This window comes from Reyranella sp. GW821-FHT12G01 (genome assembly GCF_058806575.1).
The window spans coordinates 3,145,176-3,165,305 of sequence record NZ_JBXAPV010000001.1 but is presented as its reverse complement, the minus strand read 5'-3'; the positions used below and the strand labels follow the sequence as shown (position 1 = coordinate 3,165,305).

17 protein-coding genes and 1 other RNA gene are annotated in these 20,130 nt (G+C 66.3%); 6 read left to right on the top strand and 12 right to left on the bottom strand.

From position 1 onward, the window contains the following. The first annotated feature begins 50 nt into the window (after positions 1 to 50). From AC1RP5_RS15235 to AC1RP5_RS15225, 3 genes are all read left to right on the top strand, one after another. Positions 51 to 1,157: a TRAP transporter substrate-binding protein gene (locus tag AC1RP5_RS15235; RefSeq protein WP_493111831.1), complete on the top strand. Its 1,107-nt coding sequence runs from the start codon at positions 51 to 53 to the stop codon at positions 1,155 to 1,157. Between the two features lie 177 nt (positions 1,158 to 1,334). After that, positions 1,335 to 2,441: a TRAP transporter substrate-binding protein gene (locus tag AC1RP5_RS15230; protein WP_493111829.1), complete on the top strand. Its 1,107-nt coding sequence runs from the start codon at positions 1,335 to 1,337 to the stop codon at positions 2,439 to 2,441. 200 nt (positions 2,442 to 2,641) lie between these two features. Further along, complete coding sequence (locus AC1RP5_RS15225) at positions 2,642 to 3,745, top strand: TRAP transporter substrate-binding protein (RefSeq protein WP_493111828.1); 1,104 nt, start codon at positions 2,642 to 2,644, stop codon at positions 3,743 to 3,745. Positions 3,746 to 4,148: 403 nt separating this feature from the next. Here AC1RP5_RS15225 and AC1RP5_RS15220 read toward each other — a convergent pair whose 3' ends face one another. From AC1RP5_RS15220 to AC1RP5_RS15175, 10 genes are all read right to left on the bottom strand, one after another. Then, positions 4,149 to 5,750, bottom strand: coding sequence for a TRAP transporter large permease (locus AC1RP5_RS15220; protein ID WP_493111827.1), 1,602 nt, complete (start codon positions 5,748 to 5,750; stop codon positions 4,149 to 4,151). Beyond that, positions 5,747 to 6,292, bottom strand: coding sequence for a TRAP transporter small permease subunit (locus AC1RP5_RS15215; protein WP_493111825.1), 546 nt, complete (start codon positions 6,290 to 6,292; stop codon positions 5,747 to 5,749). The genes AC1RP5_RS15220 and AC1RP5_RS15215 overlap by 4 nt, the downstream gene beginning before the upstream one ends. Positions 6,293 to 6,447: 155 nt before the next feature. After that, positions 6,448 to 7,182, bottom strand: coding sequence for an arginyltransferase (locus tag AC1RP5_RS15210; protein ID WP_493111823.1), 735 nt, complete (start codon positions 7,180 to 7,182; stop codon positions 6,448 to 6,450). An 84-nt stretch (positions 7,183 to 7,266) separates the two neighbouring features. Further along, entirely contained in the window at positions 7,267 to 7,869 is a 603-nt protein-coding gene (locus AC1RP5_RS15205) for a DUF4126 domain-containing protein (RefSeq protein WP_493111821.1), read from the bottom strand. A gap of 10 nt (positions 7,870 to 7,879) precedes the next feature. Next, positions 7,880 to 8,473 (bottom strand): recombination mediator RecR, encoded by a 594-nt coding sequence (recR, locus tag AC1RP5_RS15200; RefSeq protein ID WP_493111820.1) that lies wholly within the window; start codon positions 8,471 to 8,473, stop codon positions 7,880 to 7,882. Between the two features lie 8 nt (positions 8,474 to 8,481). After that, a complete protein-coding gene (locus tag AC1RP5_RS15195; protein WP_493111818.1) occupies positions 8,482 to 8,811 on the bottom strand; it encodes a YbaB/EbfC family nucleoid-associated protein in 330 nt (109 codons plus the stop codon). Continuing rightward, positions 8,811 to 10,568 carry a DNA polymerase III subunit gamma/tau gene (locus AC1RP5_RS15190; RefSeq protein ID WP_493111817.1) on the bottom strand — a complete coding sequence of 586 codons (1,758 nt, stop codon included), beginning with the start codon at positions 10,566 to 10,568 and terminating at the stop codon, positions 8,811 to 8,813. Before AC1RP5_RS15190 ends, AC1RP5_RS15195 begins: the two co-directional genes overlap by 1 nt. A 96-nt stretch (positions 10,569 to 10,664) precedes the next feature. Then, an RNA gene (gene ffs, locus AC1RP5_RS15185) (signal recognition particle sRNA small type) lies at positions 10,665 to 10,759 on the bottom strand. 94 nt (positions 10,760 to 10,853) lie between these two features. Next, positions 10,854 to 12,161: an LLM class flavin-dependent oxidoreductase gene (locus AC1RP5_RS15180; RefSeq protein ID WP_493111816.1), complete on the bottom strand. Its 1,308-nt coding sequence runs from the start codon at positions 12,159 to 12,161 to the stop codon at positions 10,854 to 10,856. 8 nt (positions 12,162 to 12,169) lie between these two features. Beyond that, positions 12,170 to 12,901 (bottom strand): SDR family NAD(P)-dependent oxidoreductase, encoded by a 732-nt coding sequence (locus tag AC1RP5_RS15175; RefSeq protein WP_493111814.1) that lies wholly within the window; start codon positions 12,899 to 12,901, stop codon positions 12,170 to 12,172. Between the two features lie 77 nt (positions 12,902 to 12,978). Here AC1RP5_RS15175 and AC1RP5_RS15170 point away from each other — a divergent pair, with 77 nt between their 5' ends. Continuing rightward, positions 12,979 to 13,731: a glucose 1-dehydrogenase gene (locus AC1RP5_RS15170; RefSeq protein ID WP_493111812.1), complete on the top strand. Its 753-nt coding sequence runs from the start codon at positions 12,979 to 12,981 to the stop codon at positions 13,729 to 13,731. A gap of 3 nt (positions 13,732 to 13,734) precedes the next feature. Here the strand turns inward: AC1RP5_RS15170 and AC1RP5_RS15165 are convergent, their stop codons facing one another. Both AC1RP5_RS15165 and AC1RP5_RS15160 read right to left on the bottom strand, forming a co-directional pair. Next, positions 13,735 to 15,525 carry a hydantoinase B/oxoprolinase family protein gene (locus tag AC1RP5_RS15165; protein WP_493111810.1) on the bottom strand — a complete coding sequence of 597 codons (1,791 nt, stop codon included), beginning with the start codon at positions 15,523 to 15,525 and terminating at the stop codon, positions 13,735 to 13,737. After that, positions 15,522 to 17,600, bottom strand: coding sequence for a hydantoinase/oxoprolinase family protein (locus AC1RP5_RS15160; RefSeq protein WP_493111808.1), 2,079 nt, complete (start codon positions 17,598 to 17,600; stop codon positions 15,522 to 15,524). Before AC1RP5_RS15160 ends, AC1RP5_RS15165 begins: the two co-directional genes overlap by 4 nt. Positions 17,601 to 17,723: 123 nt before the next feature. Between AC1RP5_RS15160 and AC1RP5_RS15155 the strand changes: the two genes are divergently transcribed. Further along, positions 17,724 to 18,746 (top strand): ABC transporter ATP-binding protein, encoded by a 1,023-nt coding sequence (locus AC1RP5_RS15155; protein WP_493111806.1) that lies wholly within the window; start codon positions 17,724 to 17,726, stop codon positions 18,744 to 18,746. A 44-nt stretch (positions 18,747 to 18,790) separates the two neighbouring features. Continuing rightward, positions 18,791 to 20,080 carry an ABC transporter substrate-binding protein gene (locus tag AC1RP5_RS15150; protein ID WP_493111805.1) on the top strand — a complete coding sequence of 430 codons (1,290 nt, stop codon included), beginning with the start codon at positions 18,791 to 18,793 and terminating at the stop codon, positions 20,078 to 20,080. Positions 20,081 to 20,130: the final 50 nt, after the last annotated feature.

Sequence of the window (20,130 nt, the reverse complement as noted above, 5' to 3'; positions counted from 1 at the left end):
ATTCAGGCGGCATCCGTGCCGTCCTGCTCACGATCTGGGAGTCCAAGTTTATGCAGCGTCGCAAATTCATCCGTACGGCCGGCGTCGGCACCGCCGCCGTCGCCGCCACCGGTGCGCTGGCCGCTCCGGCCATCGCGCAGTCGTCGCCCGAGCTCAAGTGGCGTATGGCGTCGAGCTTCCCGAAGTCGCTCGACACGATCTACGGGTCGGGCGAGCTCTTCACGAAGTACGTTTCCGACGCGACCGACGGCAAGTTCCAGATTCGCCTGTTCGCCGCTGGTGAGATCGTCCCGGGCCTGCAGGTCGCCGACGCCGTCCAGAACGGCACCGTCGAGATGGGCCACACCGCGTCCTACTACTACGTCGGCAAGGACCTGACCTTCGCGCTCGATTGCGCCGTGCCGTTCGGCCTCAACGCCCGCCAGCAGGATGCCTGGTGGAACTGGGGCGGCGGTCGTCAGGCGATGAACGACTTCTTCAAGGACTACAACATCCACTCGATCCCGTGCGGCAACACCGGCGCCCAGATGGGCGGCTGGTTCCGCAAGGAGATCAAGACCGTCGACGACCTCAAGGGCCTGAAGTTCCGCGTCAGCGGCTTCGCCGGTGAAGTGCTGACCAAGCTTGGCGTGGTGCCGCAGCAGATCGCTGGTGGCGACATCTATCCGGCCCTCGAGAAGGGCACGATCGATGCCGCCGAGTGGGTCGGCCCGTACGACGACCAGAAGCTCGGCTTCAACAAGGTCGCGCCGAACTACTACTATCCGGGCTGGTGGGAAGCCGGTCCGCAGCTCTCGGCCTACGTGAACACCACGAAGTGGGCGGAACTGCCGAAGTCGTACCAGGCGATCGTCGAGGCCGCCGCCGCCAAGGCGCACACCTCGATGCTGTCGAAGTACGACGCTCAGAACCCGAAGGCGGTTCGTGAGCTGGTCGCTTCCGGCACCAAGCTGCTGCCGTTCTCGCCGCAGATCCTCGAGGCCTGCTACAACGCGACCAACGACGTGTTCGCGCAGCTCAACGAGAAGAACCCGAAGTTCAAGAAGATCTTCGAAACGTGGAAGCCGTTCCGCGCCGAGGAAGTCCTGTGGTTCCGCGTCGCCGAGAACACGCTCGACAACTTCATGGCGCGCCAGTCGGCGGCCGGGAAGCTCTGAGCCCAAGCCCCTGTAAAAGCTTCGGAAAACCCCGCTTCGGCGGGGTTTTTCTTTGTCTGCAGGCTCCCGGCAACTGCTTTTCATCGCCGTTGCGCTATGCGATAAACCGGCGCCGCCAAGGTGGTTCGCGTTGCAGAAGCGCGTTCAGAAGTAAGAGACTTTAGGGAGATATTCCAAATGCAACGTCGCAAATTCTTGCGCACGGCCGGAGTCGGCGGTGCGACGGTCGCCACTGCCGGCGTCCTGGCCGCCCCGGCGGTTGCCCAGTCGATGCCCGAGGTGAAGTGGCGCATGGCGTCGAGCTTCCCCAAGTCGCTCGACACGATCTACGGCGCGGGTGAGTACTTCGCCAAGCGCGTTGCCGCCCTCACCGACAACAAGTTCCAGATCCGCGTCTTCGCCGCCGGCGAAATCGTCCCGGGCCTGCAGGTCGTCGACGCCGTCCAGAACGAGACGGTCGAGTGCGGCCACACCGCCGCCTACTACTATGTCGGCAAGGACCCGACCTTCGCCTTCGACACGGCGCTGCCGTTCGGCCTCAACACCCGCCAGCACAATGCGTGGGTCTATTTCGGTGGCGGTCTCGAGCTGATGCGGGACTTCTACAAGGAATACAAGATGACCTCCTTCCTGATGAGCCACACCGGCGCCCAGATGGGCGGATGGTGGCGCAAGGAGATCAAGACCGTCGACGACCTGAAGGGCGTGAAGATGCGCATCGGCGGCTTCGCCGGCCAGGTCATGGCGAAGCTCGGCGTGGTGCCGCAGCAGATCGCCGGCGGCGACATCTATCCGGCGCTCGAAAAGGGCACGATCGATGCGGCCGAGTGGGTCGGTCCGTACGACGACCAGAAGCTCGGCTTCAACAAGGTCGCGCCGTACTACTACTATCCCGGCTGGTGGGAAGGCTGCGCGGCGCTGTCGCTCTACTGCGGTGACAAGGCCTACGAGGCGCTTCCGCCGATGTACAAGGAAGCCGTCGCGGCGGCTGCCGGCGACACGGTGAGCTGGTCGGTCGCCAAGTACGACGCCCAGAACCCGCGCGCGCTGCGCGAGCTGGTCGCGGCCGGAACGAAGTTCCTGCCGTTCCCGCAGGCGGTGATGGAAGCGTGCTTCAACTCGGCCAACGAACTCTATGCCGAGACCATCGCCAAGAACCCGAAGTTCAAGAAGGTCTACGACTCGTGGAAGCCCTTCCGGAACGAGGAGGTGCTGTGGTTCCGCGTGGCCGAGAACACGTTCGACAACTTCATGGCGCGCCAGTCGGCGGCCAATAAGCTCTAGAAACCAGCCGGCGTCCGCCGGTCGAAAAGCCCCGCTTCGGCGGGGCTTTTTTGTTGCCCAAACCACGGCGCTGACGCGTGGAACATTGCAGATATTTAAGGGTTTTTCGGCATGCGGGAGCTTTTCAAAGCCAATTTCGCATGCCAGTGTTGCAGTTGCTGAAGGGGGCCATAAAGGCAACCACGGGAGGAAACAGAAAAATGCAACGCAGGAAGTTTATCAAGACCGCGGGCGTGGGCGCCGCGGGAGTTGCGGCAGCGACCACGGTCGCCGCGCCGGCGATCGCCCAGAGCATGCCGGAAGTGAAGTGGCGTCTGACGTCGAGCTTCCCGAAGTCGCTCGACACGCTCTATGGCGGCTCCGAGCTGTTCGCCAAGGTCATCGGCGAGATGTCCGACGGCAAGTTCCAGGTCCGCGCCTTCGCCGCCGGCGAAATCGTCCCGGGCCTGCAGGTCGCCGACGCCGTCCAGAACGGCACCGTCGAGGCCGGCCAGACCGCCGCCTACTACTATTTCGGCAAGCATCCGAACTTCGTGTTCGAGACCGGCCTGCCGTTCTCGCTCAACCAGCGCCAGCTCTACGCCTGGCTCTATTTCGGCGGCGGCCACCAGCTGATCAACGACTTCTACAAGGAGTACAATTTCCGCTCCTTCGTCTTCGGCGGCACGGGCTGCCAGATGGGCGGCTGGTTCCGCAAGGAAATCAAGTCGATGGACGACATGAAGGGCCTGAAGTTCCGCGTCGGCGGCTTCGCGGGCCTGATCCTGGAGCGTCTCGGCGTGGTGCCGCAGCAGATCGCCGGCGGCGACATCTATCCGGCGCTGGAAAAGGGCACGATCGACGCCTGCGAATGGGTCGGCCCGTATGACGACGAGAAGCTCGGCTTCAACAAGGTCGCCAAGTACTACTACTACCCCGGCTGGTGGGAAGGCTGCTCCGGCGGCTCGCTCTACATCAACAACCAGGCATGGGAGAAGCTGCCCAAGAACTATCAGAGCATGGTCGAGGTCGCGTCCGGCCTGGTCACGTCCTGGATGGTGCCGAAGTACGACGCCAGCAACCCGGCGGCGCTGCGCCGTCTGGTGGCCGGCGGCGCCGAGCTGCGGCCGTTCCCGCGCTCGGTCCTCGAGCCGTGCTTCAACGAGGCCTACAAGTACTACGACGAACTCTCGGCCAAGGATCCGAAGTTCAAGAAGATCTACGACAGCCTGAAGGCGTTCCGTTCCGACGAGAACCTGTGGTTCCGCGTCGCCGAGAACACGTTCGACAACTTCAACTTCGCCATGTCGGCCGCCGGCCGCTAACAGCGAAGCGCACAAAGAGAAAGCCCCGCCGATTGGCGGGGCTTTTTTGTTTGGTATCGTAAGAATCGTTTTCCTCCCCATTCAAATGGGGAGGTGGCGCCGTCGTACGGCGACGGAGGGGTCATAGCTTTGCGACGCCCATGACCCCATCGCCCCGTAAGACGGGGCACTTCCCCATCGGAATGGGGAAGCAATCGAGACCTGAGGTCCATCGGCTGGGAGCTCGCGGCCCAAGGCACGAACGTAGGGCGTGAAGGCTGCGTGTATGACGCATCCGGTTTCTTCGCGCTCCAAAGGAGCGCCGTTCTGAAGACCAGCATCATGGGCGCAGGATACCAAAGAAAACGCCCGCCGGTGGTGCCGGCGGGCGAGTGTCGTTTTCTTCGTGGGAGGGAGTTACCCCTTATTTAGGCGGCGCCCCGAACACCGGCGGGGCCGAGTCTTCCGATGGCGGCGCCTGCAGCTCGATCGTCACCTTGCTGGGATCGATCCCGCTCGGCTTGTCGAGGAAGTAGGTCACCGACTGCGGCACCGCGATCACGATCGCCACCATGATGAGCTGCAGCAGCACCCAGGGGATCGAGCCCCAGTAGATGTCCGAGCTCTTCACTTCCTTGGGCGCCACGCTGCGCAGGTAGAACAGCGCGAAGCCGAAGGGCGGGTGCATGAACGAGGTCTGCATGTTCACGCAGAGCATGACGCCGAACCAGATGAGGGCGGCATCGGCCCCGACGACCGGCGCGAGCAGCTTCTGGGCCACCGGCGCGAGCATCGGGATGATGATGAAGGCGATCTCGAAGAAATCGAGGAAGAACGCCAGGAAGAACACGAACAGGTTCACGACGATCAGGAAGCCCCAGACGCCGCCCGGCAGGCTCGACATCAGGTGCTCGACCCAGAGGTTGCCGTCGACACCCTGGAAGGTGATCGAGAAGCAGGTGGCGCCGACCAGGATGAAGGCGACCATCGCGGTGATGCGCATCGTCGCCTGGAAGGCCTGGACGATCAGGTCACGCAGGTCCTTCTCCTGCCAGGCTCGCCAGCACAGCCAGATGATCGAGGCGAACATGATCGTGAAGGCGACCTTGAAGGCGAACGACTTGAAGGCCACGGTGCCGATCAGGGCGCCGATGATCGCGGCGGCGCAGCCACCGAAGAACATGATGCGATCGAACTTGGTGAGCGGTGCATTGCGCACCACCGCCAGGACGATCGCACCGATCGTGCCCATCGCGCCTGCCTCGGTCGGGGTCGCCAGGCCCATCATGATGGTGCCGAGCACCAGGAAGATGAGCACGGCGGCGGGGATGATGCCCCAGGCGCACTTGACCAGAAGTGCCTTGCCGAACAGCGTCCGTGGCACCGGGGGCAGGGCCTCCGGCTTCACGATCGTCACATAGAAGGTGTAGCCGGCGAACAGCGCGATCTGCAGGAGCGAGGGGCCCCAGGCGCCGAGATACATGTCGCCGACCGACCGGCCGAGCTGGTCGGCCAGCACGATCAGCACCAGCGAGGGCGGCACGAGCTGCGTGATCGTGCCCGACGCGGCCAGTACGCCGGTCGCGTAACGCATGTCGTACTTGTAGCGCATCATCACCGGCAGGGTGATCAGCGCCATGGCGATGACCTGCGCGGCCACGGTGCCGGTGATGGCGCCGAGGATGAAGCCCACGATGATGGTCGAGTAGCCCAGCCCGCCCTTGATGGGGCCGAACAGCTGGCCCATCGATTCGAGCATGTCCTCCGCCAACCCGCATTTCTCCAGGATGGCGCCCATGAAGGTGAAGAACGGGATGGCGAGCAGCAGCTCGTTCGACAGGATCGAACCGAACACACGGCCGGGGATGGCCTGCATGAAGGCCATCGTGAAATAGCCCATGTCGATCGACAGGAAGCCGAAGAAGAAGCCGACGGCGCAGAGGGAAAAGGCGACCGGATAACCGATCAGCATGAAGACGACCAGGCCGCCGAACATCAGCGGCGGCATCCACTCCAACGGGATCATTGCGTGGGCCTCTCGTAATGAGCTTCGAGGCTATCCACGGGGTATCCGTTGAGGAACGCCACACGCTTGATGAGTTCGGAAAGGCCCTGCAGGGCCACCAGGGCGAAGCCCACCGGCAGCACCAGCTTGATCGGCCAGCGCAGCAGTCCGCCGGCATTCGAGGAATGCTCGTTCACGTTGAACGACTGCATGAAGAACGGCCAGCTCAGCCAGGCCAGGATGGTGCAGGTCGGGAGGAGGAAGACCAGCGTGCCGAGGATGTCGACCCAGAGCTGCCCGCGGCGGCTCAAGGTCATGTAGAAGATGTCGACCCGGACATGCTCGTTGCGCTTCATCGTGTAGGAGGCGCCGAGCATCACGATCACGGCGAACATGTACCACTGGATCTCGAGCCAGGCGTTCGAGCTCGTATCGTAGGCGTAGCGGACCATGGCATTGCCGGCGCTGACGACGCAGGCCAGCAGGACAAGCCAGTTACATAGACCGCCGATTTTTTCGTTTAACGCGTCGATAAGCGCGCTGAATGCCAGCAATGAGCGCATCCCGTCTCCCCTGCATGCGAGTTCTTTTTTGGCCGACCATCCGTTCTCGCCGACGGATGGACTCTCTTAACGTGGTCCGCTGGGCGATGCCAGAGCCCGCAAGGGTCCGCGTGGCGGAGAAAGTGCGTCAAGTCGCTCCACCGCGGCTGCAGTGCCTATGCCGTAGGCAATTCCGTCCAGCCGTCGGGGCCGAAGAATTCCAGCGGCCGGAACGACTGCTTGTAGGCCATCTTCGTGGAATCGGCGATCCAGTAGCCGAGATAGACGTAGGGCAGGCCGCGCTTGGCCGCGGCATTGGCGAGCCACAGGATCATATGCGTGCCGAGGCCCCGCCGCGGGTCCTGCGGATCGAAGAAGCTGTAGACCGCCGACACGCCGGTCGACAGCCAGTCGACGAGGCAGGCGCCGACCAGCCGCCCGTCGGCCGAATCGTCCCGGAACTCGATGATCGCCGTCTCGACCGGGCTTTCCTCGACCATGGCGCGGTAGTCGTCGAAATCCATGTCGGCCATGTCGCCGTCGCGGTGGCGCGTCAGCACATAGCGTGAAAACAGCGAGAACTGTTCGCCGGTCGCCAGGGCCTGCACTTCGGTCGCGTGGACATGCTCGTTGCGGCGCTGGATGCGGCGCTGCGCCCGGCTGGGCTCGAAGTCCCGCACCCGGATGCGAACCGGCACACACGCTCTGCAACCGTCACACAGCGGCTTGTAGACGAAGTGGTGCGAGCGGCGGAAGCCGGCGTCGGTCAGCGTGTCGTGCTGGGAAATCGCATCCGGTCCGCTCAACTCGGTGACGAGCTTGGTCTCCAGGCGATGCGGCAAGTACGGGCAGCGCATCGCCGGCGTCGTGCGGAAGAACCGAAGGGACTGGATGTTCTGACGGATGAACATGTGCTTGCGGCTAGGAGTGTACCCCTCGGGACGGCGAAGGAAAGCGGCAGTTCTTACGCCTTAGGTCGACGACGGGCGTCCGGGTCAAGGTTTTTGGCGGGCCCGTGCCAACCGGCGAAACGGCACCAGGGCGAGCCGGATCAATTTCGGCAGCAGCCATATGAGCAGGATCACGAACAGCGCCAGCAGGCACAAAAAAGTGATCGGATGGGCGATCGCCAGCGCCAGCCCGCCGAACACTGTGACGTCCTCGCCCAGCGAGGCGAACACGTTACTGAACGGTTCGGGCGAGGTGTTGATCAGCGCGCGCGTGCCGGTCTTGGCCACATGGGTGCCGGCCGCGAGCGTGCCGCCGAGAAGCCCGGCGATGATCGCGACCTCGGGGCTGAGACCGCCGGCCGCGCCATAGGCCAGCAGCGCGCCGGCCGGAATGCGCACGAAGGTCTGTAGCGCGTCGTTGATGCTGTCGATGTAGGGGATCTTGTCGGCGAAGAAATTGAGCGCGAACAGGATCCCCGCCACGCCCAGCACCCAGGGCGATCCCAGCACCTGCAAATCATGCGGCAGGGTCACGAAGCCCAGGCGCTGCGCGGCACCGAGGACCAGCACGGCGGCATAGGTGTTCAACCCGCTCGCCCAGCCGGCGCCCAGGGCGACGGCGATGGCGGCGAGGGTTTCGTAGCTCATGAGGATGCCGCTAGAGAGCTCGCCGCGCCTTGAACGCGGTGGCCAGCGTGCCGTCGTCCAGCCAGTCGAGTTCGCCACCCACCGGCACGCCGTGCGCCAACCGCGTCAGCGGCACGTCGTGTTCGGCCAGCCGTTCGGCGAGATAGTGCGCCGTCGTCTGGCCGTCGACCGTGGCGTTGGTCGCCATGATGATCTCGCGCACGCCGCCGGCGGCGACGCGCTTCACCAGACTGCCGATGTTCAGTTCCTCGGGTCCGATGCCGTCGAGCGCCGACAGCGAGCCGCCCAGCACGTGGTAGCGGCCGGAGAAGATGCGGCCGCGCTCCATGGCCCACAGGTCGCCGACATCCTCGACGACGCAGATCAGGCCGGCGTCGCGACGCGAGTCCGCGCAGATCGAGCAGGGATCGATCGTGTCGAGATTGCCGCAGACGCCGCAGGCGCGGATGGCGCGCGCCGCGTCGGCCAGCGCCGCGCCCAGCGGCTGCATCAGCGTCTCGCGCTTCTTCAGAAGATGCAGCGCGACGCGTCGCGCCGAGCGCGGACCAAGTCCCGGCAAGCGGCCGAGGAGCTGGATCAGCCGCTCGATCTCGGGCCCGTTCATCGCGTCGACTAGAGCTTGAAGCCCGGCGGCAGCGGCAGGCCGCCGGTGATGTCGCGCATCTGCTCCTGCACGGTCTGCTCGACCTTGCCGCGCGCGTCGTTGGCGGCGGCCACGATCAGGTCCTCGACCACGCCCTTGTCCTCGGGCTTGAACAGCGAGGCGTCGATCTCGACCTTGCGCGTCTCGTTCTTGCCGTTGACCGTCACCTTGACCAGGCCGGCGCCCGACGAGCCCACGATCTCCAGGCGCTCGAGCGCCACCTGCAGCTCCTGCATCTTCTGCTGCATCTGCTGGGCCTGCTGCATCAGGCCGCCAAGGTCCTTGAGCTTGTCGAACATCAGTACTCGCTTTCCGGGATATCGTCGTCGGCCGGGTATTCCTCGGCGGGGGGCGGCTCTTCGGTGATGAACTCGCCCACCATGGACGTCTGCTCGCCCTTGCGCTTCACCGCATCGAGCTTGGCGCCGGGGAATGTCTTCAATATGGCCATCACCAGCTCGTTGTTCCCGGCGGAGCTGCGCAGGTCGTCGGCCTTGGTCGCCTTCTGCTGGATGAGGGTCGGCTTGCCCTCGGCGCTGGAGACCGAGGCGATCCAGCGGCGGCCGGTCCACTGGCTCAGCAGCTCGCTGAGGCGCGGCGCGAGATCGGTCGGCGCGCGCGGCTCCGGGCGGAACTCGATCAGGCCAGGCTCGCAGCGCACTTCGTGGACATGATGCATCAGGCTGTGCACCAGCCGCGCCTCGCGCCGGGTCTCGAACAGCGCCACAACCTCGGTGAAGTTGCGCGGCGCCGGCATCGCCGGGGCCGCCTGGGCGGCGACCGCCGTGACGGGCTGGGTCGCGAGGCGCGCGGCGGCTCCACCGCCGCCACCGCCATTGCCTCTTGGCGCCGGGGCGCCAGCACCGGCCGGAACACCGCCGCCATTCTGCAGCGCCTTGATGGCGTCGCCGGGCGAGGGGAGGTCGGCCACGTAGCAGAGGCGGATCAGCGCCATCTCGGCGGCGCGCAGCGGTGAGGGCGCGGCCAGCGTCTCCTGCAGGCCCTTGAGCAGCAGGGTCCAGGCGCGCGTGAGCGACGCCATGGAAAGTTTGCCGGCCATGGCGAGCCCTTGCGCGCGCTCGCTGTCGGCGGTGGAGGCGGCGGCTTCGGGTGCCACCTTGAGGCGCGTCACCCAGTGCGTGAGTTCCAGCAGGTCCTGCAGCACGACCACGGAATCGGCGCCGGAATCGTGCATCTCGCCCAGCGCCGCGACCACGGCGGGGGCGTCGCCGCGCATCACCTTCTCGAACAGTTCGAGCACGCGGCTGCGGTCGGCGAGACCCAGCATGTCGCGGACCTGAGCGGCGTCGACCACGCCGCCGCCATGGGCGATTGCCTGGTCGAGCATGGAGAGGCCGTCGCGCACCGAGCCGTCGGCGGCGCGCGCCAGCAGGGTCAGCGCCTCGGGCGAGATCTCGACCTTCTCGGCCTGCGCGATCTTGCCGAAATGCTCGACCAGCGTTTCCTGCGGCACGCGCTTCAGATCGAAGCGCTGGCAGCGCGACAGCACCGTTACCGGCACCTTGCGGATCTCGGTGGTGGCGAACAGGAACTTCACGTGCGGCGGCGGCTCTTCCAGCGTCTTCAGCAACGCGTTGAAGGCCTTCTCCGACAGCATGTGCACTTCGTCGATGATGTAGACCTTGTAGCGCGCCGAGACCGGGCGGTAGCGCACGCCCTCGATCAGCTCGCGTACATCGTCGATGCCGGTGCGGGAGGCCGCATCCATCTCGATCACGTCGACATGGCGGTCTTCGGTGATGGCCTTGCAGTTGTCGCAGACGCCGCAGGGATCGACGGTCGGGCCGCCTTTGCCGTCGGGGCCGATGCAATTCAGAGCGCGGGCGATGATGCGGGCGGTCGTCGTCTTGCCGACGCCACGCACGCCGGTGAGCATGAAGGCATGCGCGATGCGGCCGGTGGCGATGGCGTTGCGCAGGGTGCGCACCATTGCTTCCTGGCCGACCAGGGTCGTGAAATCGACGGGACGGTATTTGCGGGCTAGGACACGATACGGGAGTGCCGGGTCTTCCGAGCCCGTGGTGGCCTTGGCCATGGCGATCACCCGCTATTCTGCGCCGTGACCCCTTAAGGCCCGGCGGTCATCGCGCCTGGGCCGCCCGCCCTCCGCGGCGGCGCGCGCAGGGGAACGGGTGAGAGACCGACATGACCCGAAGCGAATTCGTTACGGCTGCTTCCTTCCGGATCTGACCGGGTTGGCGACTGCTCCGCCCACATCGGCCCCTCGAGGTCGTTATATCAGGAGTCGCACCGCCCGGCGCAAGGGCGGAGTGCAGACCCGGGATAACTGTGGTCAAGCCGTTGATTCAAATGGGTTATTTTATCGTCCGCGGCGGTCCGCCGGCCGCTCCAGACCGAGATGGTCGCGCAGCGTGGCGCCGGAGTAGTCGGCACGGAACAGGCCACGCTCCTGCAGGATCGGCACGACACCCTGAGCGAAGGCGTCGAACTGGCCGGGAAAGAACGGCGGCATGACGTTGAAGCCGTCGGCGCCTCCTTCGCGGAACCACTTCTCCAGCACGTCCGCGATCTGGAGCGGCGTACCGATCGGCAGGAGATGCCCGCGCGCCGCGGCGACCCGGTGGAAGAGCTGGCGCAGGGTCAGGTTCTCGCGCCGCGCCATCTGGATCAGCAGGGCCGCGCGGCTCTTGAGATGCTCGGTCTCCGGCACGTCCGGCACGGGACCGTCGAGCGGATGGACCGACATGTCAGCGCCCAGCCGTTCCGACAGGACGGTGAAGGCCTGCGCGGTGTCGATGTTGCGGTTGAGCTCGGCGAAGATCTCCTGCGCCTCCTTCTCGGTCCGCCCCACCACCGGCATCGCGCCCGGCATCACCAGGCCCGCCCGGGGCCCACGTCCATTGTCCGCGAGCTGCGCCTTCACGCTCTTATAGAAAGCCTGCGCTTCGGTGAGGTCGTTCTGCGCCGTGAAGACGACGTCGGCGATGCGCGCCGCGAGCGCCTGGCCGGGACCCGAGGAGCCCGCCTGGATCAACACCGGATGGCCCTGCGGCGGCCGCGGCACGTTGAGCGCGCCCTGGATCGAGAAATATTTCCCCTCGAAGGCCGGCACGTGGAGGCTGCCCGGCCGCACGAAGAGGCCGGCCTCCTTGTCGGCGATGAAGGCGTCGTCGTCCCAACTGTCCCACAGGAGGCGGCAGGCCTCGACGAACTCTTCCGCCATCGCATAGCGCTCGGCATGCGGCGGATGCTGGCGGCCGAACACGGCGCTGGATTTCGAGTAGGCCGTCGTCACCACGTTCCAGCCGGCGCGCCCGCCGGAGAGATGGTCGAGCGAGGCGAAGCCACGGGCCACGTGATAGGGCTCGGCGTAGGTGGTCGAAGCGGTCGCCGCGAGGCCGAGGCGCTTCGTGCCCATCGCGAGCGCGGACAAGAGGCCGAGCGGCTCGAACTTGCCGATGGTCGAGGGATGCTCGCCGTAGCCGGTGGCGAAACCATCGCCCAGGAAGAACATGTCGAACTTGGCCGCTTCCGCCGTGGCGGCGATGTGCTGCATCAGCGCGAGGTTGGGCGTGCGCGCATCGGCATCCGGATGACGCCAGCCTCCGACATGATGACCGGGCGTCTGCACGAAGACGCCGAGGCGCATCTGGCCATGCTGTTTCATCGCGACCCTCAGTGCCCGAAATAGTGCATGCCGCCATCGACCGGGATCACGGCGCCGGTGATGTAGCGCGCGGCCGGAGAGGCGAGGAAGGCGACGAGACTGGCGACATCCTCGGGCTCGCCGAAATAGCCGATCGGGATGTTGCGTTCGATGAAGGTGCGGCGTGCTTCCTCGGTCGGATGGAGCTTCTGCAGGATCTGCTCGCTGTTGATGCGGCCGGGCTGGATGGTGTTGACGGTGACGCCGTCGGCCGCCACGTCGCAGGACAGGCCTTTCGCCCAAAGATGAAGAGCGGCCTTGGCGGCGATGGCGGCGTTGAGGCCGCGCGGCTCCATCGAGCCGCTGATGTTGACGATCCGGCCCCACTTGCGCGCCCGCATCGCCGGCAGCAGCGCCTTGGTGAGCAGCCGCGCCGCCGTGAAGTTGAGGGCGAAGGCCTCCTCCCAGACATCCTCGGCGGCATCCGGCCCGGTCGGCCGCGAGCCGCCGGCGCAGTTCGCCAGGATATCGATGGGACCGAGCGCCGTGCCGGCCTCGGAGACGATGCGCGCAAGATCGGCCTTGTCGGTGACGTCGCCCGCAACGACGGTCACGCCGTCGAGCCGTTCGATCTTCTCGGCCCGTCGCGCCGTGGCGACGACGCGCGCGCCTTGCTGGGCCAGGAGCCTGACGACGCCGGCGCCGATGCCGGAACTTGCGCCGGACACGAGGCAGGTCCGGCCTTTGAGCTGATAATCCATCGCGCCTTGATGGATCAGAAGTCGCGTCCTGCCAATAGACGTATACTGCGCCGCAAATCACGTAAGGGGGCCGCACGATGGCGACGAGATTCGACGGCAAGGTGGTGCTCGTCACCGGCGGCAACAGCGGGCTGGGTCTGGGCGCGGCGAAGGCCTTTGCCGCCGAGGGCGCTGACGTGGTGATCTCCGGCCGCGACCGGCGCAAGCTCGATGCCGCCGTGTCGGAGATCGGGGCGAAAGCCATCGGCGTCGTGGCCGACGTCTCGCGCCTGCAGGACATCGAGGCGCTGATGCGCGAGGTCGAGAGCCGCAAGGGACGCATCGACGTGCTGTTCGCCAATGCCGGTATCGCCCGCTTTGCGCCGATCGAGGCGGTGACCGAGTCCGACTGGGACGGCATCATGAACACAAATGTGAAGGGCCTGTACTTCACGGTGCAGAAGGCGCTGCCGTTGATGCGACGCGGCGGCGCCATCGTGCTCAACGCCTCGCTGGCGTCGGGCAAGGGTGTGGCGACTGCTACGGTCTATTCGGCGAGCAAGGCCGCCACGCGCTCGCTGGGACGCAGTCTTGGCGCCGAACTCGTCGACCGGGGGATCCGGGTCAACGTGGTGAGCCCCGGTCCCATCGACACGCCGATCTTCGAGACGTTTGGCGTGAGCGGAAACGACCTTGCCGCGACGAAACAGCAATGGGTCGCCGGCAATCCGATGAAGCGCTTCGGCACCGCCGGGGAAGTGGCGCGCGCCGTCCTTTTCCTGGCGTCGGATGAGGCGAGCTACATCACCGGCATCGAGGTGCCAATCGACGGCGGCGCCGCAAGCTTCTGAGGCTCAGCGGGCTCGCGCCTTCAGCGTCGCCTCGGCATCGACGATGCCCTTGGCCGAGATCACGACGCCATAGTCCCTGAGCGCGGTCTCGACCGAGATCACGCCGTCGAGCACGTCGTCGGCGACATCGGCTGGATCGCGCTCCAGCGGGTTGCCGTAGCCGCCGCCGGCCGGGCCGTAGCAGACGAAGCGGCCGTCCTTGCCGATGTTCATGTGCGGGACCTTCGACGGGAGTGCGCGGTCGGCATGGCCGGGCATCATCAGGTCGAGCTTGGCCGGCATGCCTTCGCTGCCGCCGAGAAAGCCCCAGGGACGATAGCGATGGCCTTCGCCCTCGACCGAGGCACCGCCCTCGCTGAGGAAAGTGAACTCGCGCACCGAGCCCAGGCCGCCGCGCCACTTGCCGGCGCCGGCCACATCCTCGCGCAGCTCGTAGCGCAGCACGCGCAACGGTAGGTGGGTCTCGATGTCCTCGATCGGGTTGTTGCGCGTATTGGCGTAGAGCGTGTCGACGGCGTCCATGCCGTCCTTGCCGAGGCGCCCGCCATAGGAGCCCTCGAAGATCTCCATGTGCACCCAGTGCGTCCCGTCCTTGAGGCCGGAGAAGGCGATGACCTTGAGGTTGCCGATACCGGCCGAGACGTTGCCCGGCATCGCGGCCGACAGCGCCTTCATCACCGTGTCGGCGAGCTGATTGCCTGGGCAGAAGCGCGCGATGGTGGGGGCGGGGAAGGTCGGGTTGGCGAGGCATCCCTTGGGCGCTACGATGGTGATCGGCCGGATGAGGCCGGCATTCACCGGGATGTGGCCGTGGACCTCGGTATCGAGAAGCACGGACCGGATGGTGAGCCAGATCGCAATGTCGGCGGTGCCTTCGAGCGGCATGTTGATCGGCCGGTCGGGCACCTGCGGCGCCGTGCCGGTGAGGTCGACGACGAGGGAGTCGTCTTTCTTGGTGATGGTGACGACGATCGGCAGTTCCTTCTTGGAGGGATCGTCGCTGTCGAGATAGCCGTCGATGGCGGTCTCGGCGCGATAGACGCCGTCGGGCAGTTTGGCGATCGCCTGCCGCATCAGTCGCTCGGCATGGTCCATCAGCGCGTCGCAGGCCTGATCGAAGGTTTCGAGCCCATAGCGCTCGACCAGCTCGACCATGCGTTCCGCGCCGATGCGGGCGGCGGCCACCTGGGCATCCATGTCGCCGACCACGAGGTCCGAGGCGCGGATATTGTCGCGCACGATCTGCCACACCGCGTCGTTGCGCACGCCGCGGTCGTAGACCTTGATGGCCTTGAACTGCAGGCCCTCGGCATAGGCGTCGATCGCCTCGACGATGCCGCAGGAGCCGGGCGACAGCGCACCGATGTCGAGATGGTGTGCCGTGGTCGCCGCGAAAGCGATCAGCCGGCCGGCCACGAACACCGGCACGATGAAAGCGACGTCCGGTCCGTGACTGGCGCCGGAATAGGCGTCGTTGTGCATGATGACGTCGCCGGGCCGGATCGTGTCGCCACGCTCCTTCAGGATGCGCTGGATGCCGCGCACATAACCGGGGATCGGGCCGGACTGCAGCGGCGTCGACTGCGCCGATTCGGCAAGACCTCTTCCTTCCGCATCGACGAGGGCCGCTCCGAAATCCTCCGACTCGCGGATGATCGAGGAGTAGCTCATGCGCATCAGCTTGTAGCCCATCTCGACGGCGATGTTCTCGAGCGCGCCTTGGATCACGCTGGTGGTGATCGGGTCGATGCGATCGGGCTTGGTCGCGGGCTGGCGGGCGGGGGCGGTGCTCATTGCTTGGCCTCCTTGCGGATCATGAGATTGCCGGCGGTGTCGGCTTCGAAGCTGAAGTGCGGCGGCACGACCGTCGTGGTGTCCATTTGAAGTACGATGGCCGGACCGGGGATGCGTTCGCCGACCGGCAGCAGGTCGCGGCGGTAGAAGGTCGTCGGGTAGTCGGCGAGCTTGCCGTCGACGCGGAAGGTGCCGTTGCCGGAGCGGACGGTCGCCGCCTCCAGCGAACGGGCGCCGTCGGGCACGGGCTTGGCGATGGTGGCGGCGCTGGCCGCGCCGACCACGCGCAGGTTCACGATCTCGATCGCGGAGTCGGCGAAGTGATGTCCGTACTCGCGCTTGTGGACCTCGTGGAAGGCCTCGAAGGCCTTGGCGAGGGCGGCCTCGTCGAGGAGTCCATCTGGGAAGGTGACCCGGAGTTCGTAACCCTGGCCGACGTAGCGCAGGTCGCCGCGCCGCTCGAACCTTACCTGCGCGAGATCGATGCCGTCGGCGGTGAAGCGCCCGGCAAGCTCCTTCGCCATGGCGTCGAAATCGGCGTTGATGCGTGAAAGATCGGCGGCGCCCGAGACCTGGAACGAGGTGCGGATGGCGTCGTAGCGCAGGTCGCTGATCAGCAGGCCGACCGCGGAGGTGATGCCGGGATGGGGCGGCACGATCACCTCGGTGACGCCCAGCATGTCGGCGACCTCCGCGCCGTGCAGCGGTCCCGCGCCACCGAACGCCACCAGCGCGTAGTTGCGCGGATCGATGCCCTTCTGGACGGTGCGGGAGCGGATGGCGTTGGCCATGTTGGCGTTGATGAGCGTGACCACGCCTTCGGCTGCCTCGCGGTCGGAGAGGCCAAGCTCGCGCGCCAGTTCGCCGATCACGCGCCGGGCCGCGACCTCGTCGAGCGACATGCCGCCGCCCAGGAAGTTGCCCTTGTCGAGGCGGCCCAGCACGACATTGGCGTCGGTCACCGTGGCGCGCGTGCCGCCGCGGCCGTAGGCGGCGGGACCGGGCACGGCGCCGGCCGAGCGCGGGCCGACCTTGAAGGCGCCGGCCTGGTCGACATAGGCGATCGAACCGCCGCCGGCGCCGATCGTGTGCACGTCGATCATCGGGACCAGCACCGGGAAGCCCGCGATCCACGTGTCGCGCGCCGTCGCCTCGCCGAAGCCGCCCTCGGTGACGATGCCGATATCGGCCGAGGTGCCGCCGACGTCGAAGGTGATGAGGTTGCGCTTTTCCGAGAGCGCGCCAGCCCAGTCGCCGCCGATCACGCCGGCGGCCGGGCCTGACAGAAGGGTGAGTACCGGCCGCTCAGCCACCATAGCTGGCGTCGCGACACCGCCGTTGGAGGCCATGATGCGCAGGTCGGCCTTGAAGCCCGAGGCCTCGATCTCCGATTCGAGCCGGGTCACGTAGTTGCGTACTTTCGGGCCGACGAAGGCGTTCATCGCCGTGGTCGTGAAGCGCTCGAACTCGCGGAACTGCGGCGACACCGACGAAGAGGTGGTGGCGAAGCACTCGGGATATTCCTCGCGCACGATCTCCATCGCGCGCGCCTCGTGGCTGGCGTCCAGATAGGAAAAGAGGAAGCAGATCGCGATCGCCTGGACGCCGGCCTCCTTCAACTCGCGAACGGCCTGGCGCACGCCGTCCTCGTCGAGCGGCTCCAGCACCTCGCCACGCGGCGGCACCAGCCGTTCCGTCACCGTCTTGCGATGGCGGCGCTTCACCAGCGGCCGGTCCTGCCAGGGAATGTCCTGCATGATCGAGTAATGCTGCGGCCGCTGGTGGCGGCCGATATGCAGGATGTCGCGATAGCCGCCGGTGGTGATCATGCCGGTGACCGCGCCGTCATGCTCGAGGATCGCGTTGGTGGCGATGGTCGTGCCGTGGAACACGGTGTCGATGGTCTCGCGCGGGATCGAATACTTGTCGCAGAGCGCCATGAGGCCCTGCACGACGCCACGCGACGGATCGTCGGGCGTGGTCGAGACCTTGTGCACGGCGGTACGGCCGGCCTCGGTGTCGGCAAAGACCAGATCCGTGAAGGTGCCGCCCACGTCCACGCCGATCAACCGCATCGCAGCCTCCCTTTGCTTCGCATTGGCCGGAGGGGAGCAAGAGCCGCGCCAACGCCGGTCCGGCCGCAGCCCTGTCCCCAGGCAATTTTACAGTGCTGGCATACAGCTTGCTTCCCCGATGGCATGGCCAAGCAGCCCGACATTGAACTCGTTTCCCTGACCAAGCGCTACGGCGAGACAGTGGCGGTCGATTCGATCGGCCTGCGCATCCCCGCCGGCTCCTATTGTTGTCTTCTGGGCCCCAGCGGCTGCGGCAAGACCACGACCTTGCGCATGATCGCGGGCCACGAGGAGGCGTCCGAGGGCGACATCATCCTGGGCAACGAGAACATCACCGTGCTCCCGCCGGCGGCACGGGGCACGGCGATGATGTTCCAGAGCTACGCGCTCTTTCCGCATCTCGATTGCACCGACAATGTAGCCTTCAGCCTGAAGATGCGCGGCGTCGACAAGGAGACGCGTCGGGCCCGCGCTGTCGAGATGCTGAAGCGCGTGCACATGGACGCCTATGCCGGCCGCCTGCCGGCCCAGCTTTCCGGCGGGCAGCAACAGCGCGTGGCGCTGGCGCGGGCGCTGATCACCGATCCGCAGGTCCTGCTGCTCGACGAGCCGCTGTCGGCGCTCGATCCCTTCCTGCGCATCAAGATGCGCGAGGAACTGAAGAGCCTGCAAACGCGGCTCGGCATCAGCTTCATCCATGTGACGCACAGCCAGGACGAGGCGATGGCGCTGGCCGACCTCGTCGTCGTGATGAACGGCGGCAAGATCGAACAGGCGGCCCCGCCGCGCGAAGTCTTCAACAAGCCGGCCTCGGCCTTCGTCGCCAAGTTCATCGGCGGCCACAACGTGCTGCCCGCCGCGGTGGCGCGCGCCGGTGCGGGCGAGGGGCCGTTCGTCGCCATCCGCGCCGACCGCATGTCGGTGCAGCCCGGCACGTCCGGCGAAGCCGGCATCACGTCGCTGCAGGGCGTCACGCGCTCCGTCGAGTATCTCGGCTCGACCGTGCAGGTCGGCATCGACGTCACCGGACTCGAAACGCTGTCGGCCACGCTTTCGGAGGCGCGCTTCGATGCGTCGCCGGTGCGGCCCGGAGAGCCCGTCATTCTGTCGTGGAAGCCCGAGGACGTTCACGTCCTCGGCCGTTGAGTAAGGGAGGCGGCCCCGCGCCGTCGCAACAGGAGGAAGAACAGATGGCTCGGAAATCGAACGGCGGCATCGGACGCCGCGGCATGCTCAAGGGCACAGCCGGCATCGCGGGCGCCGCGATCGGCAGCGGCGCGATCACCGGCTTCCCGGTGATCTGGGCGCAGAACAACAAAAACATCGTGCTGCGCCAGTGCGGCACCGGCGTGTCGGCGATCAACGAGATCGCGGAGAAGTGCAAGGCCGACCTCGGCATCACGCTGCAGATGACGGCGCTCGATTCCGACGCCGTCGTGCAGCGCGTCGTGACGCAGCCGAACTCCTTCGACATCGGCGATATCGAATACTGGATGATCAAGAAGGTCTTCGGCGCCAACACGCTGCAGGCGATGGACGTCAAGAAGATCAAGCTGTTCGACAAGATCGTGCCGATCTTTACCAGTGGCAAGCTGAAGCCCGACAGCGTCATCGCCCAGGGCACGGCGCCCAGCACCGTGAGCTTCGTCGAGGGCGCGGGTTCGACCAAGTTCGCCAAGGGCCAGACCCAGTGGTTCACGATCGTGCCGACGATCTACAACGCCGACACGCTCGGCATCCGGCCCGACCTGGTCGGCCGCAAGATCGATTCGTGGAAGGACATCCTCGATCCGAAGTTCAAGGGCAAGACGTCGATCCTGAATATCCCGTCGATCGGCATCATGGACGCCGCGATGATCTGCGAGGCCGCCGGGATCGTGAAGTACGGCGACAAGGGCAACATGACCAAGGCGGAGATCGACAAGACCATCGATTTCCTGATCAAGACCAAGAAGGACGGCCAGTTCCGCGCCTTCTGGAAGACCTTCGACGAGTCGGTGAACCTGATGACCTCGGGCGAGGTCGTGATCCAGTCGATGTGGTCGCCGGCGGTCTCGGCGGTGCGCGGCAAGGGCGTGCCCTGCACCTACCAGCCGCTGAAAGAGGGCTATCGCGCCTGGGGCGGCGGCCTGGCGCTCGCCAAGCATCTGCAGGGCGCGCAGCTCGACGCGGCCTACGACTACATCAACTGGTACCTGTCCGGCTGGGTCGGCGCCTTCCTCAATCGCCAGGGCTACTACTCGGCGGTGCTCGAGACGGCCAAGGCCAACATGACGGCCGACGAGTGGGGCTTCTGGATGGAAGGCAAGCCCGCGCAGGGCGACATCAAGAACCCGCAGGGCCAGATCGTCGAGAAGGCCGGCGCGGTGCGCGATGGCGGCTCGTTCTACGACCGCATGGGCGCCGTCGCCTGCTGGAACGCGGTGATGGATGAGGATCGTTACATGGTCCAGAAGTGGAATCAGTTCATCGCCGCCTGATCGAAAGCAAAGCGTAGGAGAGGGCGCCGCCGATGTTCGTTCATCGGCGG

What these genes read in the sequence shown, in the direction of transcription:
- AC1RP5_RS15215 (WP_493111825.1), bottom strand. Translation starts at nt 6,292, where the DNA reads ATGCGCTCATTGCTGGCATTCAGCGCGCTTATCGACGCGTTAAACGAA.
- AC1RP5_RS15165 (WP_493111810.1), bottom strand. Translation starts at nt 15,525, where the DNA reads ATGAGCACCGCCCCCGCCCGCCAGCCCGCGACCAAGCCCGATCGCATC.
- AC1RP5_RS15225 (WP_493111828.1), top strand. Translation starts at nt 2,642, where the DNA reads ATGCAACGCAGGAAGTTTATCAAGACCGCGGGCGTGGGCGCCGCGGGA.
- AC1RP5_RS15155 (WP_493111806.1), top strand. Translation starts at nt 17,724, where the DNA reads ATGGCCAAGCAGCCCGACATTGAACTCGTTTCCCTGACCAAGCGCTAC.
- AC1RP5_RS15205 (WP_493111821.1), bottom strand. Translation starts at nt 7,869, where the DNA reads ATGAGCTACGAAACCCTCGCCGCCATCGCCGTCGCCCTGGGCGCCGGC.
- AC1RP5_RS15210 (WP_493111823.1), bottom strand. Translation starts at nt 7,182, where the DNA reads ATGTTCATCCGTCAGAACATCCAGTCCCTTCGGTTCTTCCGCACGACG.
- AC1RP5_RS15180 (WP_493111816.1), bottom strand. Translation starts at nt 12,161, where the DNA reads ATGAAACAGCATGGCCAGATGCGCCTCGGCGTCTTCGTGCAGACGCCC.
- AC1RP5_RS15150 (WP_493111805.1), top strand. Translation starts at nt 18,791, where the DNA reads ATGGCTCGGAAATCGAACGGCGGCATCGGACGCCGCGGCATGCTCAAG.
- AC1RP5_RS15160 (WP_493111808.1), bottom strand. Translation starts at nt 17,600, where the DNA reads ATGCGGTTGATCGGCGTGGACGTGGGCGGCACCTTCACGGATCTGGTC.
- AC1RP5_RS15220 (WP_493111827.1), bottom strand. Translation starts at nt 5,750, where the DNA reads ATGATCCCGTTGGAGTGGATGCCGCCGCTGATGTTCGGCGGCCTGGTC.
- AC1RP5_RS15170 (WP_493111812.1), top strand. Translation starts at nt 12,979, where the DNA reads ATGGCGACGAGATTCGACGGCAAGGTGGTGCTCGTCACCGGCGGCAAC.
- recR (WP_493111820.1), bottom strand. Translation starts at nt 8,473, where the DNA reads ATGAACGGGCCCGAGATCGAGCGGCTGATCCAGCTCCTCGGCCGCTTG.
- AC1RP5_RS15195 (WP_493111818.1), bottom strand. Translation starts at nt 8,811, where the DNA reads ATGTTCGACAAGCTCAAGGACCTTGGCGGCCTGATGCAGCAGGCCCAG.
- AC1RP5_RS15230 (WP_493111829.1), top strand. Translation starts at nt 1,335, where the DNA reads ATGCAACGTCGCAAATTCTTGCGCACGGCCGGAGTCGGCGGTGCGACG.
- AC1RP5_RS15190 (WP_493111817.1), bottom strand. Translation starts at nt 10,568, where the DNA reads ATGGCCAAGGCCACCACGGGCTCGGAAGACCCGGCACTCCCGTATCGT.
- AC1RP5_RS15235 (WP_493111831.1), top strand. Translation starts at nt 51, where the DNA reads ATGCAGCGTCGCAAATTCATCCGTACGGCCGGCGTCGGCACCGCCGCC.
- AC1RP5_RS15175 (WP_493111814.1), bottom strand. Translation starts at nt 12,901, where the DNA reads ATGGATTATCAGCTCAAAGGCCGGACCTGCCTCGTGTCCGGCGCAAGT.